This window comes from Microbispora hainanensis (genome assembly GCF_036186745.1).
Lineage (GTDB): Bacteria > Actinomycetota > Actinomycetes > Streptosporangiales > Streptosporangiaceae > Microbispora.
Genome location: NZ_CP108086.1, coordinates 8016467 through 8033622, shown reverse-complemented (window position 1 = coordinate 8033622; position 17156 = coordinate 8016467). Strand labels below are relative to the sequence as shown.

Sequence of the window (17156 nt, the reverse complement as noted above, 5' to 3'; positions counted from 1 at the left end):
TCTCTAGAATCTCGTTCCATGGCGATGTACGTCCCCCTCGGCCAGGGCCGGTATCAGGCGACGGAGCACACCCAGGGACCGTGGGATCCGCGGCAGCAGCACATGGGCCCCGTCACCGCGCTGCTGGTGCACGAGCTCGACCGCCTTCCGGGCCGTTTCCCCGGCCTTCCCCTGGCCCGGCTGGCGGTGGACGTGTTCGCCCCTGTCCCGGTCGCGGAAGTGGAGGTGCGCGCCGAAGTGATCAGGGACGGCAGGCGCGTGCAGTGCCTCGGCGCGTCCGTCACATCCGGCGGGCGTGAGCTGGTCAGGGCGACCGCGTGGCGCATCAGGGAGGCCGAGAGCCCGGCGAACGGTGCCGCACCGCCGCCCGCGCCGGTCCCGCCACCGGCCCAGGCCGACACGGAGTCGTGGATCGCGCGGGGCTTCGGGTATGGCAGGGCCACGGACTGGCGGTTCGTCAAGGGGTCCCCGGACGAGGCCGGGCCCGCGGTCGCGTGGGGCAGGGCGCGGGTGCCGCTCGTCGACGGTGCGGAGATCACGCCGTTGGAACGGCTCGCGATGTTCGCCGACAGCGGCAACGGCATCAGCGGTGTCCTGGACTTCGACGCCTACCTTTTCGCCAACGTGGACCTCGCCATCTCGCTCTTCCGCGCACCGGAGGGGGAGTGGATCTGCCTGGACGCGGCCACGACGATCGGTCCGCGTGGCCGCGGCCTCACCCGCACCACACTGTTCGACCAGTCCGGTGAGGTCGGCACGGCCACGCAGACGCTGTTCGTCGGGCCACGCTGACTCGGGCGGGCGTCACGACGCCGTGCAGGTGACGGGCGCCGGGGTTCCGTTGGCGCCGCCTGTCCAGCTTCCGGTGAAGCCGGCCGTCGTGGCCGCGCCCGGTTCGAGGGAGCCGTTCCAGGACTCGTTGGTGACGGTCACCGTGGATCCCGACTGCGTGTAGCGGCCGCCCCACAGCTGGGTGATGCTCTGGCCGTTGGGGAAGGTGAAGGTGACCGTCCAGGAGGAGATGGGCACGCTTCCGGAATTGCGCACCGTCAGCCCGCCCTGGAAGCCGCCCGGCCACTGGTTGGAGATCTCGTACGCCGCGGAGCACGCGCGCCTACCTGCCGCCGGCGAGGCGCTGGGCGAGACCGTGGGGCTGGGCGAGACCGTGGGGCCGGGTGACGCCGAGGGGCTGGGCGACGACCCGCCCGCGGGCGGCACGCGGATGATGCGGTCGTCGTCGCCGGTGGGGGCACCTCTGCCGTCGCGGTTGCTCGTCGCCACCCAGAGCCAGCCGTCCGGGCCCACGGCCGCGATCCGCAGCCGTCCGTACGTCCCCTGGAACTCGGCCGCCGCGTTGCCCGTCCTGCTGCCGGCGCCGACCGGCAGGGTCCACAACCGCTTGCCGCCCAGGGCCGCGGCGAACAGCGTGCCGTTGGCGTACGCGAGACCGCTCGGGGAGGACTCGGAGGTGCTCCAGGTCTGGATGGGATTGGTGAAGCGCGAGTCGCTGCACACACCCTCGCAGGTCGGCCAGCCGTAGTTGCGGCCCGGCTGGATGTAGTTGATCTCGTCCCAGGTGTTCTGGCCGAACTCCGTGGCGTACAGCCGGCCGTTCTCGTCCCAGGCGATGCCCTGGACGTTGCGGTGGCCGTAGCTGTAAACGCGGGAACCGGAGATCGGGTTGTCCGCAGGGACCGTGCCGTCGGGGCGCATCCGCAGGATCTTGCCGCCCGGGCTGTTGAGGTTCTGGGCGTTGGCGGAGGTGCCGGCGTCTCCCGTGGTCACGTACAGCATGCCGTCCGGGCCGAAGGCGATGCGCCCGCCGTTGTGGAACTGGGCGTGGGGGATGCCGGAGAGGATCACCTGCTGGGTCTGCGGGGCGTTGAGGCGGAACCGGACCACCCGGTTGTCGGACGCGGAGCTGAAGTAGGCGTAGACCCACTGGTCCTGGGCGTAGGTGGGGGAGACCGCGATGCCGAGCAGGCCGCCCTCACCCTGCGGCGCAACGTTCGGGACGGTGACCACCCGCGTCGGGGCCGATCCGGGACGCACCTGGGCGATGGTGGCGGTGTCGCGTTCGGAGACGAGGGCGCTGCCGTCCGGCAGGAAGGCGATGCCCCAGGGGACCTGAAGTCCGGTCGTGGCGACCTGCGCGCGAGTGAAGTCGAACCCGCCGGTCGCCGCGCTCGTGGGGAGCGGCTGGGTCACGACGAGTGCGGCGGCGGTGACGGCGCTGAGGGTGGTCGCGACTGCCGCGGCGAGACGCTTGGGCATCAGGGCTCCAGGTCAGACGTCGGGATCCGGCTCGTGCCCCATCGAACGCGGCGCCTGGGCCCGGTGCAATCACCGTGCGACGAACGGGGCGATCGTTTGCACGTCACGATCCCGCCGTTTCCCCATGACCAGCGTCTTGTGCGTGTGCCACGCATCGGCACGGCGGTCAGGGCCAGGAAAATTTCACGGATCACGAAAGTTTTCCGGCAGCCTCTGCCGCCCACGGCGACCGTGTGCGCGTGTGCGGACCCGTTCGGGCCCGCACACGCGGCTCGTCAGCGCTCGGCTCGTCAGCGCTTGTCTCATCGGGGAGCACGGACAGGGGTCAGGTGGGCGTGCAGGTGACCTCCGGCGCCTCGACGTTGCCATTGGTCCAGCCGATCGCGAACGTCGTCGTCACCGCCGCTCCCGGCATGAGCAGGCCGGTCGAGGCGAAGATCGCCGGGCCTCCCGGCGGAATGCGGCCGTTCGCCGCCAGCACGTAGGTCAGGCCGTTGGGGACCGTGAAGGTGACAATCCACGAGGAGATGGGCAGCGTTCCCGTGTTCCGCACCGTCAGCTCGCCCCAGGGGGGCCTCGCCCACGAGGGGATGAAACGGACGGTCGCCTCGCACGAGCGTGTGCCCGGGGCACTGGGCGACGGCGACGGGCTCGGAGATGGTGAAGGAGACGGCGAGGGACTGGGAGACGGAGAAGGACTGGGAGACGGGGAAGGCGATGGTGAGGGGCTGGGCGTCGGAGAGGGGCACGGTGAGGCACTCGGCGACGGGGTCGGGGTCGGGGAAGGGCTCGGGGAAGGGCTCGGGGAAGGGCTCGGAGAGTCCGATGGTGACGGTGACGGGCTGGACGACGCGGACGCGCTCGGCGACGGGGACGCGCTCGGCGACGGGGACGCCGAGGGGCTGGGAGTCGGCGACGGGCTGGGGGACTCCACCGGCGAAGGAGCAGGCGAGGGGCACGGCCCGCCGGCACCGCCGCCACCGCCTGCACCGCCGGACGGCGAGGGCGACGGGGCCCCCGACGGCGAGGGCGACGGTGACAGCGGGGGCCCGCCCGAGGGCGATGGTGACAGCGGGGGCCCGCCCGAGGGCGACGGGCTCGACGGTGGCCACGCGTCGCCGACGGGCGGGATCCGGATGATCCGGTCGTCGCTGGAGACAGGGGTCCCGCCGCTGTCGTAGTTGCTCGTCGTCACCCAGAGCCAGCCGTCCGGGCCGAGGGCCACGGTGCGCAGCCGCCCGAACCATCCCTGCAGCTCGACCACCGGGGTGCCCACGATGCTGCCGCCCGCGACCGGCACCGCCCACAGCCGCGTGCCGCGCAGGGCCGCGGCGAAGAGCATCCCGTTGGCGTACGCGAGGCCGCTGGGCGACGCCTCGGCCGGGTGCCAGGTCACGAGCGGTTCGCGCACGCGCGGGTCGCCGCAGACGCCCTCGCAGACCGGCCAGCCGTAGTTGCCTCCCGGGACGATGGCGTTGAGCTCGTCCCAGGCGTCCGCGCCGAACTCGGTGGCGTACATCCGGCCGCCGGTGTCCCAGGCGAGGCCCTGCACGTTGCGGTGGCCGTAGCTGTAGACGGGCGAGCCGGAGAACGGGTTGTCCGGTGGGATCGAGCCGTCGGGCCTTATACGCAGGATCTTTCCGGCCAGGTTCCCCGAGCTCTGCGCATAGCCGGGGATTCCGGCGTCGCCGGTGGAGACGTACAGCATGCCGTCGGGGCCGAACGCGATCCGCCCGCCGTTGCCGGTCAGGCCGCGGGGAATGCCGGCGAGGACGACCTGCTGTGCGCTGGGGTTGCTCCAGTGGAACCGGACCACGCGGTTGTCGGAGGAGGTGGAGAAGTAGACGTAGACCGTCTGGTCCTGGACGAAGGCAGGGGACAGGGCGATGCCGAGAAGGCCGCCGTCGCCCGCCGGGTACACGTTCGGGATGATGGTCACCAGGGCGGGGGTGGATCCCGGAGACACCCGCCAGATCCGCGCCGTGGTGCGTTCGGTCACGAGGGCGGTGCGGTCCGGCAGGAAGGCCAGGCCCCACGGGGACCGCAGCCCCGTGACGGCGACCTGCGGCCTGGTGAAGTCGAATCCGCCGGTGACCGCGGCGCCCGCGGGGGCAGGCCGGGTCACGACGAGCGCGGCGGCGGCGGTCATGGCGCAGAGGACGGCCGCGAGTGCCGCGGACAGACGCTTGGGCATCACGTGCTCCCGGGGGAGGGGACGGGGTCCGCATGTCGCTCGTCAACCAGCGAAAGCGTTCGCCGCGCCCCTGGCAATCGCCCGGCGTAGGCCCGCGCGCGGACCCACGCGCCGGCCTGCGCGTTCGTCCGCCGCCGGGGCCCGGGCGAGGAAACTTTCAGGCTTCGCGGCGGTTGGTCTGCCAGGCGTCCCCAATTCAGCGGCAAGCCGGTCACAAGTCCCGATGCGTACAAAAGGCGGCGTGAACGACTACGAGATCCGGCGGCCGGCGGCCGCCGACGCGGCGGCCATCCACGAACTGGTCGCCGAGCACGACATCGACGTGACCGGGAAGCCCGACCGGACACTCGACGACGTCGCCGACACCCTCGGCGAGCTCGACCTGGAGCACGACAGCTGGGTGGTCCGTTCGGGCGGGCGGCTCCTCGGCTGGGGTCACGCGCGGCGCAAGGGCACGAGCGACAACGTGGACGTCGAGGTGCAGGCGCGCGAGCCCGGCGCGGCCGCCCTGGTGTGGGACCTGGTGCTCGGGCGGGCCGGCGACCTCGCCCGCGAGGCCGGGCACGACCACGCCGTCGTGGACGTCAGCGTCTACGAGCAGGACACGGCCATGCGCGAGATGGCCAAGGAGCGCGGCTTCGCGCCCGCGACGGGCTTCCTGCGGATGCGCGCCGACCATGCGGGTGTGCGGCCCCTGTTCCTGCCGGGGGTCACGGTCGAGACCGGCTCGCCCGACGACGAGGGGGTGCTGCGCGCCGCGCACGCCGTCCAGCAGGAGGGCTTCGCCGAGCACTTCGGCTTCGTGCCGAAGGCGTTCGAGGAATGGGCCGACGAGATGGAGGCGTCCAGCGCGAACGACTGGACGCAGCTCTTGCTGGCCCGGGTCCACGGCGAGCCGGCGGCCATGCTGCTCGGCACGAACCACTTCGTGTCCGACGAGAACTGCGGCTACGTCCGCACTCTGGCGGTGCGGCCCGCCTTCCGCGGGCGTGGTCTCGGCCGGCTGCTGCTCACGCGTGCCTTCGAGGCCGACGAGCGGCGCGGGCGGGTGGGCACGATCCTGCACGTCGACGGTGGCAACACCACTCCCGCGCTCGGCCTCTATCGGTCGGCCGGCATGCGCCCGGTGCTCGTCATCGACGTCTGGCGGGCCCTTGTCCGTCCCGGATCTTGAGACCATGTTGCTCACAACTATGAGGGGCCTAGTGTGAAATAGGGAGGAATCGGATAGCAAGGAGAGTTGATGCTGCACGAGAGGCTCGAGGGCGTCTATGACAACGTCCTGCGCCGAAACCCCGGTGAGACCGAGTTCCATCAGGCGGTGCGCGAGGTGCTGGAGAGCATCGGCCCGGTGCTCGGCAAGCACCCCGAGTATGCGGAGCAGAAGATCATCGAGCGGATCTTCGAGCCGGAGCGCCAGATCATCTTCCGGGTGCCCTGGGAGGACGATCGGGGCGAGGTGCACATCAACCGCGGCTTCCGGGTCGAGTTCAACAGCGCGCTCGGGCCCTACAAGGGCGGCCTGCGCTTCCACCCCTCCGTCTATCTCGGCATCATCAAGTTCCTGGCGGTCGAGCAGATCTTCAAGAACAGCCTGACCGGCCTGCCGATCGGCGCGGGCAAGGGCGGCTCGGACTTCGACCCGAAGGGCCGTTCCGACCGGGAGATCATGCGCTTCTGCCAGAGCTTCATGACCGAGCTCTATCGGCACCTGGGCGAGAACACCGACGTGCCTGCGGGGGACATCGGCGTCGGGGGACGGGAGATCGGCTACCTGTTCGGCCAGTACAAGCGCATCACCAACCGGTACGAGTCGGGCGTGATCACCGGCAAGGGCCTGGCGTACGGCGGCGCCCAGGTGCGCACCGAGGCCACCGGCTACGGCTGCGCGTTCTTCGTGGAGGAGATGCTCAAGGCCCGGGGCACGTCGTTCGACGGCAAGCGGACGGTCGTCTCGGGCGCGGGCAACGTCGCCGTCTACGCCATCGAGAAGGTGAGCGAGCTGGGCGGCGTCGTCGTGGCCTGCTCCGACTCCTCCGGCTATGTGGTGGACGAGAAGGGCATCGACCTCGACCTCCTCAAGCAGGTCAAGGAGGTCGAGCGGCGCCGCCTCAGCGCGTACGCCGAGCGCCGCGGCGGCGAGGCGGCGTACGTCGCCGGGCGCAGCGTGTGGGAGGTGCCCTGCGAGGTGGCGCTGCCGTCGGCGACGCAGAACGAGATCACCCGCAAGGACGCCGAGACGCTCGTGCGGGGCGGATGCGTCGCGGTCGGCGAGGGCGCCAACATGCCGACCACGCCCGAGGGCATCCGGGTGTTCCAGGAGGCCGGGGTGGCCTTCGGCCCCGGCAAGGCCGCCAATGCGGGCGGCGTGGCCACCAGCGCCCTTGAGATGCAGCAGAACGCCAGCCGCGACTCGTGGACGTTCGAGTTCTCCGAGCGGCGGCTCCAGGAGATCATGGGCGACATCCACGCCCGCTGCCTGGAGACCGCCGACGCGTACGGCATGCCGGGCGACTACGTGGCCGGTGCGAACATCGACGGCTTCCGGAGGGTCGCGGACGCGATGCTCGCCCTCGGCCTCATCTGAATCTGAGCTTTGGATGTGTCCGCCGGGTGGTCATCCCCGGTCGCGGTGCAGGAGGGGCAGCGCGCACCCGCCCGCGGCCAGGCAGACCGCGGCCAGCCACAGCGAGGTCACCGTGGCGGCGTGCGCCGACGGGGCGAGGCTGAGGAACAGCGTGCCGAAGACGGCCACGCCGACGACCTGGCCGAGCTGGAGCATCATCGCCATCAGGCCGCTGGCGTCGGCCGCGTCGGCGGGCGCGACCCGGGCCAGCGCCACCGCCATGAGCGGGCTGAACGCGCCCGCCATGCCGGCCCCGATGGCCGCGAAGCCGATCTCCAGCAGCGGCTCGCCGTGGCCGCCGCCGGACAGCGCCGCCGCCAGGGCCAGCTCGCCCGCGGCGGCGACGACGGCGGACGCGACGATCACCGGCCGGTGCAGGCGGGCCGGCAGCCGCTTCCAGTTGAGGCTGGTCAGCGCGAAGGCGCCGGCGGCGGGGATGAACAGGCAGCCCGACCGCAGGGCGCTGTCGCCGAGACCGCCCTGGAGGTGGAGGGCCATGGCGAACAGCCAGCCGCCGTAGGCCGCCATCACGAGGAAGATGCCGGACGCGGCGGCGGCCACCCCGGGGGCGCGCAGCAGGCGGCCGGGGACGAGCGGATGCGCCGCGCGCCGCTCCACGACCAGGAACGCGCAGAACGCGAGAACCGACAGGCTCATCGCGATCCACCCCCACAGCGGCCAGTGCTCCTCGTGCCCGAGCACGAGCGGCACGACCAGCAGGCAGACGGCGAGCGACAGGGTGACCAGGCCGGGCACGTCGAGGCCCTGCTCCCGCCGCACGTGCGCGGCGGGCAGCGTCCGGGCGCCGACGGCGAGCAGCGCGAGCCCGATCGGCACGTTGACGAGGAAGACCGGCCGCCAGGCCGTGCCGAACAGGTCCGCGGTCACCAGCAGCCCGCCGAGCACCTGCCCGACGACCGCGCCGGTCGAGATGACCGTGGCGTAGACGCCGAGCGCCCGCCCCCGTGAGGCGCCGTCGAAGGTGACCTGGATCAGGCTGAGCACCTGGGGCACCATCAGGGCGGCTCCCGCGCCCTGCACGAGCCGGAAGGCGATCAGCACGCCGGTCGACGGGGCGAGCCCGCACATCAGCGACGCCGCCGTGAACACGGCGAGCCCGGTGAGGAACAGCCGCCGATAGCCGATCAGGCCCCCGAGGCGCGCCCCGGTGATCAGCAGCATGGCGTACACCACGGTGTATCCGGAGATGACGAGTTGCAGCCCGGAGCCGGTCGCCCCGAGGTCGGTGCGCATCGTGGGCGCGGCGACGTTGACGATGCTGACGTCGAGGACGGCCATGAACTGCCCCGCCAGGATGACGCCGAGCAGCAGGGCGGGCGATGTTCGCCGCGCGGCCGGCGCGCGGGTGGTCACAGTGGTCATGGCGGCAACGATGCCGCCGCCGCGATACCGGTAACGAGAGCCTGCGGATACTGGTACTGACACCACCTGGCAACGCGGTCGCCCGCCCGCGAGGATGGGGAAGGTGACGACGGGGATGCGCACCAGGAACAGCAGGCGTGAGGAGCTCGCGGCCTTCCTGCGGAGCAGGCGCGAGCGGATCAGGCCCGAGGACGTCGGACTGCCGCCCGGCCTGCGCCGCCGTACGCCGGGCCTGCGGCGGGAGGAGGTCGCCCAGCTCGCGGGCGTGGGCGTGACCTGGTACACGTGGCTGGAGCAGGGCCGCCCCATCAACGCGTCCGTGCAGGTGCTCGACGCCGTCGCCCGCACCCTGCGGCTCGACGCGGCGGAACGGGAGCACCTCTACCGGCTGGCGGACCTGCCGGAGATCGCCGATCCGGCGGGCGACGGGGAGGGCCTCGACGCCGAGGTGCACACGATCCTGCGTCAGCTCGACCCGCTGCCCGCGTGCGTCTACAACGGGCGTTACGACCTGCTCGCCTGGAACGCCGCGTACGGCACGCTCTTCGCGTCGGTGGCCGAGCAGCCGCGGCTCGAACGCAACGTCCTGTGGCGGGTGTTCACCCTGCCCGCCTGCTGCTGCCCGCTGGTGAACAAGGACGAGGAGCTCCCGCAGATGGTCGCCACGCTGCGGGCCGCGTTCGGCCGCCACCTGGGAGATCCGGCCTGGACGGGTTTCGTCGCCCGGCTGTCGGCGGCCAGCCCGGAGTTCGCCCGGATGTGGGCGATGCACGAGGTGGCCAGGCCGGGCGTCCGGGTGAAGATGTTCAAACACTCGTCGGTGGGCCTGATCCGCCTCACGTCCACGAGCATGGCGCTGGCGGCGCCGCCGGAGACCCGCGTCGTGGTCTACACGCCGATGGACGAGCAGAGCAGGCAGCGGATCGACTGGCTGGCGGCCCACCCGGAGGTCGCCCACTGCGCGCTGCATGGGACGCCCGCCCGCGGGTGACGCCGCCGCCTGCGAGCCAGGCAGGGGGTGATGCGGTAGCGTCCGGAGGGTGGCGAGGATCTTCACGGTCGACGAGGCCAGGTCGCTGATGCCGGCGGTGCTGGAGCACGCCCGCGCGTTCGTCGCCGTACGCGCCGATCTGGCCGAGCTCACCCACGACCTGCGGCACGCGGGCACCTCACCCCTCGGCGGCCTGCCGGAGGCCAAGGGCCTGGAGGCGCGGATGGACGAGATCCTGACCTGGTTCGACGCCGAGGGCATCGAGATCAAGGGCGTCGCCCCGCTGCTCGTCGACTTCCCCGCCGTGCTCGGTGAGGTGTCCGTACGGCTGTGCTGGCTGGAGGGGGAGATCGCCCTCGGCTGGTATCACCGCAGCGACCTCGGCTTCCCCGGCCGCCGCCCGCTTCCCTGACCTCGCCGCCGCTCCGGTCGCGACGAAGGCCGGTGCCCGGATCAGTCTTCTCCTGCGCCTCTGAAAGCATGCCGGGTCTTGCGCCCTCGTTATCCATGCGAATAATTTTATCCGCGTGGATAACAAACTGGGCTGGCCCGCCGTGCGGACGCTCTTCGTCGCCGTCCTCGTCATCTCGATCGCGACACTCGGCGTGGCCGCCGTTATCGGCGGCGACTGGGTGGTCTGGCTCCGCGGAGCGGCCGTGGCCGCGGCGTCCGTCTGGCTCGTCGCCCTGACGGGTCAGGCCGCGCGTGGCAAGAGAACCGCGTACGTACGCATCCGCTACGTCAGCATCGCCGCGCCCATCGGCATCGTGCTCATCCTGCTCGCGCCCGACAGCGGCTATCCGGTGTGGATGAAGGCGGAGCAGGGCGTGGTCGGCGTCCTGGTCGCCGCCGTCGCACTGATCGTCAACCGGCGTACGGTGCGCGAGGCGTATCCGAAGGATGGCAAGCTGAGGTGACATGAGAAGCCCTGGGACCCGTCAGGCGGCCACCGAGGCGCGCAGAGCTCAGATCGCCTCGGCCGCGATCGCCGTGCTCGCCGAGCGCGGCTACGCGGAGACCACGTTCGAGGCCATCTGCGAGCACGCCGGGCTCAGCAGCAAGAGACTGATCACCTACCACTTCTCCAGCAAGGACCGGCTGTTCGAGGCCGTCGTCCAGCAGGTCGTCGCCGACGCCGCGGCCTTCATGCGGCCGGCGATACAGGCCGCGCACGGAGCCCGTGCTCAACTGGAGGCGTTCATCAGGTCGAACCTCGCCTTCGTCGCCCGCAACCCCGGGCACGTGCGCGCGGTGCAGCAGATCGCCTTCAACAAGGCCCCTGTCGGAGTCGGGGAGAGGGATGCCGCGATCGCCAGGCTCGTGGCCCTGTTCGAGGACGGGCAGCGTACGGGGGCCTTCCGGAGCTTCGACTGCACGGTGATGGGAGCGGCGCTGCGCGCGTCCATCGACGCGATGGCCGAACGGGTCGTCGAGGGCGCCGATCCCGGCGTCTGCGCGGACGAGCTCGCCGAGCTGTTCGACCGTGCGACCCGCGCCGAGGAGTCCGCCGGCGCGGGCGACGGGGGTTAGTCCGACAGGTCGTCGAAGCCGTCGAAACCGCCGAAGGCGGCGCCGTACCGCACGCACACCATGCGGGCCACGGACTCGTGCGCGCCGAGGGGCTCGGCGCACCCGGCGCCGATCGAGTCGGCGGCCGCCGTGATCCGGTCGAGGTCGGTCTCGGGACCGATGACGTACGGCACCATGGCGAGCCGGTTGGCGCCGATGTTGCGCAGGCGCTCGGCGGCGTCGCGCACGCTCGGCTGGCCGTCCAGCGCGGCGGGGACGACGGGCAGCGTCAGGCGGGCGGCCAGCAGGACGGCCGTCGCGTCCGCGCCGCGGGCGGCCTCGTCGCCTCCGGCGGTCGCGACGATGATCCCGTCGACCGGCGAGGAGACGTTGAACAGGCGCATCCGGTCGGCGCGGGCCAGGCCCGCCTCGGCCAGGCGCACGTGCAGGGCCTCGGCCAGCAGCGGATGCGGGCCGAGCGGCTCGGTGATCCGCACCGCGGCCTCGCTCTGCGTCACGGCGTCCCGTACGGCGCGCAGCACGCGCGGATGGGGCCCGGTGACGAGCGGGACGACCACCGCGGCCGGTCCGTCCGCCGGTCGCTGGGCGGCGATGGACGCGAACTCCTTGGTGAGGTCGGCGCCGCCGTCGGCCAGCGAGACGATACGAAGGTCGATCTGCGGGTTGTCGATCCTGACGATGGAGGCGACCTCCATGGCCACGTCACCGCCCGGGCCCACCGGATCGCCGGCCTTGCCCGGCACCGCCAGGACCAGGGCAGGCGCGTCAGGCGGCAGGTCGGCGGGGAGGGGCCGTCTGTGGCGGCCGCCCCCAAACCGCGGAGAGCGCTCTCTGGTGGGGAGCTTCGGCGGGTCCTCGTGACCTTCGTTCACATCGGCGGATTCTAGGGCGAATCTGGTCGAAGAGCAGAACCAACGCGCGGCTTGTTGCGGCTTGGTGATCTAGATGGTTTACACGTTCGTTACTTGACGCTCTCCAGAGGACCCGGTTTGATATGGACTCATCCGGCCGTAAACGTTTACAGATCGCTGTGCGTTACCGGCCAGTAAACGATTACAGGACATTCTCCCAAGTGAGGTTCCGTTGACCGAGGGTCCCACGATCACCACGATCGCGCAACGCGCCGGTGTGTCGATCGCCTCGGTGTCACGTGTGCTTAACGGGCTGCCCACGCGCGAGGACACCGTGCGGCGCGTCATGCGCGCGGCCGACGAACTCGGCTACGTGCCCAACTCGGTCGCCCGCTCGCTCCGCAACCGCCGCACCGACCAGATCGCCTTCGCGATGGCCGACATCGGCAACCCGGTCTACGTGGCGATGGTGCGCGAGATCCAGCCGCTGCTGAAGGCGGCCGGCTACCGGCTCCTGATCCACTCCACCGACGGCGAGACCGACGACGAGCTCGACGTGCTGCGCGGCCTGCGCGAGCGCTACGTCGACGGCCTCATCATCAGCCCGCTGCGCGGCGTCACCCAGGAGCACGTCGAGGCCATCGTCGCCGCGCGCGCCCCCGTCGTCGTCATCGGCGCGCTGCCGGACGACATGCCGGAGGGCGCGCTGGTCGACAACGTGCGCACCGACTCCAGGACCGGTGTGCGGCTCGCGCTCGACCACCTGCACACCATCGGCAGGCGGCGCATCGGCTTCCTCAACGGCCCGCTCGACACCGTTCCCGGCGCCGCCCGCGCCGCCGCCTACCGGGAGGCGCTGGAGGCGCTCGGCCTGCCGTACGACGAGGACCTCGTCGAGGTGGGCGACTTCTACCGCGACAGCGGGGCGCGCGCCGCGCGGGCGCTGCTGTCGCGCGTGCCCGGCGTGGACGCGCTGATGTGCGCCAACGACCTCATCGCGCTCGGCGCGCTCGACGTGCTGCGCGAGCAGGGCAGGGACGTCCCCGGCGACGTGGCGGTGGTCGGCATGGACGACACCGACCTCGCCTCGGTGACCTGGCCGACGCTGACCAGCGTCTCGCTCGGGTCGGCCGAGCGCGGCCGGGCGGCGGCCGGGCTGCTGCTCGACCGGCTGCAGAACGGCCCGCGCGGGCCGCGGGTGGCGGTCGTGCGGCCGAGCCTCACCATCCGGGGCTCCACCACTGTTTCGCAGGCGTCGCCGGGAGGTGCCCGATGACCGCGGTCGCCGAGCGGCCGTACGGCCGCGCCGGAGGCGGGCCACGACGTGGGCTCCTGTCGGGGAGCGGGCTCACACTGCTGCTCCCCGCGCTCGTGCCGGTGCTGCTGTTCAGCGTGGGCCCGCTGGTCTACGGCATCCTGCTGGCCTTCACCGACGCGCGGTCCGGCCGCAACACCGTGACCTCGTTCGTGGGCCTGGAGAACTTCGCCGAGCTGCTGTCGGACGGCGACTTCTGGGAGTCGTTCCGGATCGGCATGGTCTGGGGCGTGTCGGTGACCGTGCTGCAGTTCCTCGCCTCGCTGGGGCTCGCGCTGCTGCTGAACCAGGACCTCCGCCTGCGCGGCGTCGCCCGGGTGCTGGCGGTCGTGCCGTGGGCGATGCCGCCCGTGGTGGTCGGCCTGATGTGGCGGCTCGTCTACCATCCGGACGCGGGCCTGCTCAACGGCCTGTTCGGCTCGAACGTCGACTGGCTGCACGACTTCTCCCTCGCGCTGCCCGCCGTCATCGTCGTGGGGGTCTGGACCGGCATGCCGCAGACCACGGTCGTGCTGCTCGCCGGCCTGCAGAACGTGCCCAGAGAGCTCTACGAGGCGGTCAGCGTCGACGGCGCGGGCACCTGGCGGCGGTTCTGGAACGTCACGCTGCCGCAGCTGCGGCCCGTGATCGTGGCCATCACCTCACTCGACTTCGTGTGGAACATCAACCAGTTCAGCCTGGTCTACGTGCTCACCCAGGGCGGGCCGGGCGGGCGGACGAGGCTGCCCATGCTGTTCGCGTACGAGGAGGCGTTCCGATACGGCTTCTTCGGCTACGCCGCGACGCTCGGCGTGGCGATCACGATCGTCGTGCTGGCCGTGCTCGGCCTGTACCTGTGGCGGCAGGCACGGGAGGGAGCCTGACATGACCCGCGCGCTGAAGTATCTCGCCCTGCTGGGATATGTCGCCTTCCTGTCGTTCCCGCTGCTGTGGCTGCTGTCCACGGCACTGAAGACGCCGCAGGAGATGGCCGCCCTCGATCCCACGTGGATCCCGCGCCGGCCCACGCTGGCCAACTTCGCCGACGCCTTCGCGGAGCAGGACCTGGTCGGCGCGGGGCTGCGCAGCCTCGTCGTCGCCGTCGCCACCGCGCTGATCACGGTGGCGCTCGCGCTGCCCGCGGCGTACGCGCTGGCCCGCTTCCGCGGTGTGGCCGGCAAGATCGCGATCGGCTGGGTGCTGGTCAGCCAGGTCTTCCCGGTCGTTCTGATCATCATCCCGCTGTTCATGGTGCTGCGGCGGCTGGAGCTGGTGAACACCCTCGCCGGGCTCACGGTCGTGCACGTCACGTTCGTCATGCCGTTCGCGCTGTGGATGCTGCGCGGATACGTGCGGGCGGTGCCGCGCGAGCTGGAGGAGGCCGCGTCGGTGGACGGCGCGGGGCGGCTGCGCGCGCTGGCCGCCGTCGTCGCGCCGCTGCTGGCCCCCGGTGTCGTCGCGACGCTGTTGTTCAGCTTCATCTCGTCCTGGAACGAGTTCATGTTCGCCCTCGTGATCCTCAAGGATCCCGAGGTGGAAACCCTTCCGCTGACGCTGGTGCGCTTCGTCGGCCCGGAAGGTGTCGCCCGGCTCGGCCCTCTGGCGGCGGCGTCGCTGCTCGCGACCGTGCCGAGCCTCGTCTTCTTCGCGATCATCCAGCGGCGCCTGCGGTCCGGCCTGATGGCCGGGGCCGTCAAGGGCTGATCCGCATGGCGACCCTTATAAGGAGGTCTCAATGAAGAGATTGGGTGCCGCGCTGGCCGTGGCGGCGGTCGCGCTCGCGGCGGCCGCGTGCGGAAGCGGCGGCGACGGCGGGGACGGCGGCGGTGCCGCGTCCGGGGAGCCGGTGAAGCTGCGCTTCCTCAGCCTGGCCTGGCAGAAGGAGTCGATCGAAGCCAACAAGGAGATCGTCGCCGACTGGAACAAGGCCAACCCGAACATCCAGGTCGAGTACGTCCAGGGGAGCTGGGACAACGTCAACGACCAGCTCGTGACGTCGTTCGAGGCCGGCGACCCGCCGGACGTCATCCACGACGACTCCCCGGCGCTGTCGAGCTTCGCCTCGCGGGGCTTCCTGCTCGACCTCACCGGCAAGATCCCCGCCGAGCTGCAGAGCGACATCCCGCAGGCCGCGTGGGACACGGTCACCTTCTCCGACGGCAAGAGCGGCCAGGGCGTGTACGGCGTGCCGTTCCTGCAGGAGTCGCAGGTGCTCATCGCCAACAAGAAGCTGCTCGACGACGCCGGTGTGCGCATCCCCACCCCGGACTCGCCGTGGACGTGGGACGAGTTCGCCGACGTGTCGAAGAAGCTCACCAAGAAGGGCACGTACGGCGTGGCCTGGCCGATGAAGTCGCCGGTCAACAAGGTGCTCAACCTGGCGCTCAACTTCGGCGGCACGTTCTTCGACACCCAGGACGGCAAGACCACGGTGAAGGTCGGGCCGCAGGAGCGCGAGGTGCTCCAGCGCATCCACGACCAGCTCTACACCGACAAGTCGGCCGACCCGTCGGCGCTGGGCATGGGCACCGCCGACCCGCTGCCGGGCTTCTTCGCCGGCAAGTACGCCATCGTCCCGGCCGGGGTTTACCTGCGCCAGCAGGTCGCCGAGCAGGCACCGGACGGGTTCCAGTGGGTCACGCTGCCGCCGCTTAAGGGTCAGACCTCCCAGCAGGGCGCGGTCTCGCAGACGCTGTCGGTCGCGGCCGACAGCAAGCACCCCGACGAGGCGGTGAAGTTCATCGCGTACTTCCTCAACGGCCCGAACCAGGCGAAGCTGGCCAAGGGCGACTGGCTGCTGCCCACCAGCACGAGCGCCGCGAAGATCTCGGCGCTCACCACGGAGGAGAACGGGTGGGACGTCGCCACCGCCTCGGCCAAGGACCTCGTCGTCGCGCCGTTCCTCAAGGTGAACGGGTTCGACGAGTGGAAGAGCAAGGTGGCCACGCCGGCGATGCAGGAGTACTTCGCCGACAAGATCAGCCTCGACGAGCTGGCCAAGCGGCTCGTCGAGGAGGGGAACAAGGTGCTGGAGCGGTACAGCCGTTGACCTCCGTACGTGACCGCGCCCGGGGTTGTCTGCTCGGCCTCGCCGCCGGCGACGCCCTGGGCGCCCCCGCGGAGAACCTCTCTCCGGAACAGATCGCCGCGCGGTGGGGCGTGCTCACCGAGATCGAGCGCGGCGGCACCGACGACACCGAATACACGATCTTCGCCGCCACCGTGCTCCTGCGCCACGGTCACGCGCTCACCTCAGCGGACGTGGCGCGGGCCTGGCGCGAGGAGATCGTCGCGCGGCTCGACGGGCCGATGCGCGGCGCCGGGTTCTCCGAGCTCGGCACGGTCGAGGCCCTGCGCCGCGGCCTTGAGCCGCCGCTGACCGGCCGGTGGCACGCCCACGGCTGGTCCGACGGCCTGGCCATGCGGGCCGCGCCGTACGGGATCTTCGCGGCGGGCGACCCGGACGAGGCGGCGCGGCTGGCGGAGACCGACGGGCGGGTGAGCCACACCGGCGAGGGGATCCTCGGCGGCCGGGCGGTGGCCGCGGCGGTCGCGGTCGCGATGACCGGCGCCCCGCCCGAGGAGGTGGCCGGGGCGGCGCTGCGGGCGGTGCCGGAGGACTCCTGGACGGCACGCAGCCTGCGCGCCGCGCTCGACGTCGCCGCCCGCACGCCCCGCCCCCTCCTGGCCCGCACGCTCCACGACACGGTCGTGGTCAAGCACTACCCGTGGACCGACCTGGCGCCCGAGGCGGTCGCCCTCGCGTTCGCCGCCTACGTGGCGGGCGGCGGGGAGATCGAGGCGTCGGTCGTTACGGCCGCCAACCTCGGCAGGGACGCCGACACCACCGCCGCCGTCGCAGGCGCTCTCTCCGGGGCGGGCCGCGGTGAGGCGGCGGTGCCCGCCCGCTGGGCCGAGCGCATCGGCCCGGTGGCGGGCCGCTGCCTGCCCGTGGTCGCCGGGCGGGACATCCGCGACGTCGCCGACGAGATCGTGAAAGGAATGTAGGACCA

General features: G+C 71.9%; 16 protein-coding genes. 12 read left to right on the top strand and 4 right to left on the bottom strand.

Features of this window, described 5'->3' with window-relative positions:
- Window positions 1-18: 18 nt before the first annotated feature.
- A complete protein-coding gene (locus OHB01_RS36455) occupies window positions 19-792 on the top strand; it encodes a thioesterase family protein (protein ID WP_168065585.1) in 774 nt (257 codons plus the stop codon).
- 12 nt (window positions 793-804) lie between these two features.
- On the opposite strand, the gene OHB01_RS36450 is transcribed toward OHB01_RS36455, so the two are convergent.
- Entirely contained in the window at window positions 805-2274 is a 1470-nt protein-coding gene (locus OHB01_RS36450) for a PQQ-dependent sugar dehydrogenase (protein ID WP_142645279.1), read from the bottom strand.
- 325 nt (window positions 2275-2599) lie between these two features.
- Complete coding sequence (locus OHB01_RS36445) at window positions 2600-4468, bottom strand: PQQ-dependent sugar dehydrogenase (RefSeq protein ID WP_328854601.1); 1869 nt, start codon at window positions 4466-4468, stop codon at window positions 2600-2602.
- A gap of 241 nt (window positions 4469-4709) precedes the next feature.
- On the opposite strand from OHB01_RS36445, the gene OHB01_RS36440 reads away from it, so the two are divergent.
- Window positions 4710-5642, top strand: coding sequence for a GNAT family N-acetyltransferase (locus tag OHB01_RS36440; RefSeq protein ID WP_261986030.1), 933 nt, complete (start codon window positions 4710-4712; stop codon window positions 5640-5642).
- Between the two features lie 69 nt (window positions 5643-5711).
- Window positions 5712-7055, top strand: coding sequence for an NADP-specific glutamate dehydrogenase (gene gdhA / locus OHB01_RS36435; protein WP_147945229.1), 1344 nt, complete (start codon window positions 5712-5714; stop codon window positions 7053-7055).
- A gap of 30 nt (window positions 7056-7085) precedes the next feature.
- On the opposite strand, the gene OHB01_RS36430 is transcribed toward gdhA, so the two are convergent.
- Window positions 7086-8477 (bottom strand): MFS transporter, encoded by a 1392-nt coding sequence (locus tag OHB01_RS36430; protein WP_328854600.1) that lies wholly within the window; start codon window positions 8475-8477, stop codon window positions 7086-7088.
- A gap of 103 nt (window positions 8478-8580) precedes the next feature.
- Between OHB01_RS36430 and OHB01_RS36425 the strand changes: the two genes are divergently transcribed.
- The 4 genes from OHB01_RS36425 to OHB01_RS36410 all read left to right on the top strand — a co-directional run bounded on the left by OHB01_RS36425 (window position 8581) and on the right by OHB01_RS36410 (window position 10998).
- Window positions 8581-9468 carry a helix-turn-helix transcriptional regulator gene (locus tag OHB01_RS36425; protein WP_260617050.1) on the top strand — a complete coding sequence of 296 codons (888 nt, stop codon included), beginning with the start codon at window positions 8581-8583 and terminating at the stop codon, window positions 9466-9468.
- Window positions 9469-9517: 49 nt separating this feature from the next.
- Window positions 9518-9880, top strand: coding sequence for a DUF2203 domain-containing protein (locus tag OHB01_RS36420; protein ID WP_142645276.1), 363 nt, complete (start codon window positions 9518-9520; stop codon window positions 9878-9880).
- A gap of 115 nt (window positions 9881-9995) precedes the next feature.
- Window positions 9996-10385, top strand: coding sequence for a hypothetical protein (locus tag OHB01_RS36415; protein WP_142645275.1), 390 nt, complete (start codon window positions 9996-9998; stop codon window positions 10383-10385).
- Between the two features lies 1 nt (window position 10386).
- A complete protein-coding gene (locus OHB01_RS36410) occupies window positions 10387-10998 on the top strand; it encodes a TetR family transcriptional regulator (RefSeq protein ID WP_142645274.1) in 612 nt (203 codons plus the stop codon).
- Here OHB01_RS36410 and OHB01_RS36405 read toward each other — a convergent pair.
- A complete protein-coding gene (locus OHB01_RS36405; protein WP_185948906.1) occupies window positions 10995-11870 on the bottom strand; it encodes a sirohydrochlorin chelatase in 876 nt (291 codons plus the stop codon). The two genes, OHB01_RS36410 and OHB01_RS36405, sit on opposite strands and share 4 nt — an antisense overlap.
- 211 nt (window positions 11871-12081) lie before the next feature.
- Between OHB01_RS36405 and OHB01_RS36400 the strand changes: the two genes are divergently transcribed.
- The 5 genes from OHB01_RS36400 to OHB01_RS36380 are packed head-to-tail and all read left to right on the top strand — an operon-like array spanning window position 12082 to window position 17151.
- On the top strand, window positions 12082-13125 hold the full coding sequence (locus OHB01_RS36400; protein WP_142645273.1) for a LacI family DNA-binding transcriptional regulator: 1044 nt from the start codon (window positions 12082-12084) through the stop codon (window positions 13123-13125).
- Window positions 13122-14027 (top strand): carbohydrate ABC transporter permease, encoded by a 906-nt coding sequence (locus tag OHB01_RS36395; protein WP_142645272.1) that lies wholly within the window; start codon window positions 13122-13124, stop codon window positions 14025-14027. Before OHB01_RS36400 ends, OHB01_RS36395 begins: the two co-directional genes overlap by 4 nt.
- Window position 14028: 1 nt before the next feature.
- Window positions 14029-14847, top strand: a complete 819-nt coding sequence (locus OHB01_RS36390) for a carbohydrate ABC transporter permease (RefSeq protein ID WP_142645271.1) — start codon at window positions 14029-14031, stop codon at window positions 14845-14847.
- A gap of 31 nt (window positions 14848-14878) precedes the next feature.
- Window positions 14879-16192, top strand: a complete 1314-nt coding sequence (locus OHB01_RS36385) for an ABC transporter substrate-binding protein (protein WP_142645270.1) — start codon at window positions 14879-14881, stop codon at window positions 16190-16192.
- A complete protein-coding gene (locus tag OHB01_RS36380) occupies window positions 16189-17151 on the top strand; it encodes an ADP-ribosylglycohydrolase family protein (protein ID WP_142645269.1) in 963 nt (320 codons plus the stop codon). Before OHB01_RS36385 ends, OHB01_RS36380 begins: the two co-directional genes overlap by 4 nt.
- Window positions 17152-17156: the final 5 nt, after the last annotated feature.

Bases quoted from the DNA above. Each gene is read 5' to 3' on its own strand.
- OHB01_RS36455 (WP_168065585.1), top strand. From the start codon at position 19: ATGGCGATGTACGTCCCCCTCGGCCAGGGCCGGTATCAGGCGACGGAG.
- OHB01_RS36445 (WP_328854601.1), bottom strand. From the start codon at position 4,468: ATGCCCAAGCGTCTGTCCGCGGCACTCGCGGCCGTCCTCTGCGCCATG.
- OHB01_RS36395 (WP_142645272.1), top strand. From the start codon at position 13,122: ATGACCGCGGTCGCCGAGCGGCCGTACGGCCGCGCCGGAGGCGGGCCA.
- OHB01_RS36390 (WP_142645271.1), top strand. From the start codon at position 14,029: ATGACCCGCGCGCTGAAGTATCTCGCCCTGCTGGGATATGTCGCCTTC.
- gdhA (WP_147945229.1), top strand. From the start codon at position 5,712: ATGCTGCACGAGAGGCTCGAGGGCGTCTATGACAACGTCCTGCGCCGA.
- OHB01_RS36450 (WP_142645279.1), bottom strand. From the start codon at position 2,274: ATGCCCAAGCGTCTCGCCGCGGCAGTCGCGACCACCCTCAGCGCCGTC.
- OHB01_RS36385 (WP_142645270.1), top strand. From the start codon at position 14,879: ATGAAGAGATTGGGTGCCGCGCTGGCCGTGGCGGCGGTCGCGCTCGCG.
- OHB01_RS36410 (WP_142645274.1), top strand. From the start codon at position 10,387: ATGAGAAGCCCTGGGACCCGTCAGGCGGCCACCGAGGCGCGCAGAGCT.
- OHB01_RS36430 (WP_328854600.1), bottom strand. From the start codon at position 8,477: ATGACCACTGTGACCACCCGCGCGCCGGCCGCGCGGCGAACATCGCCC.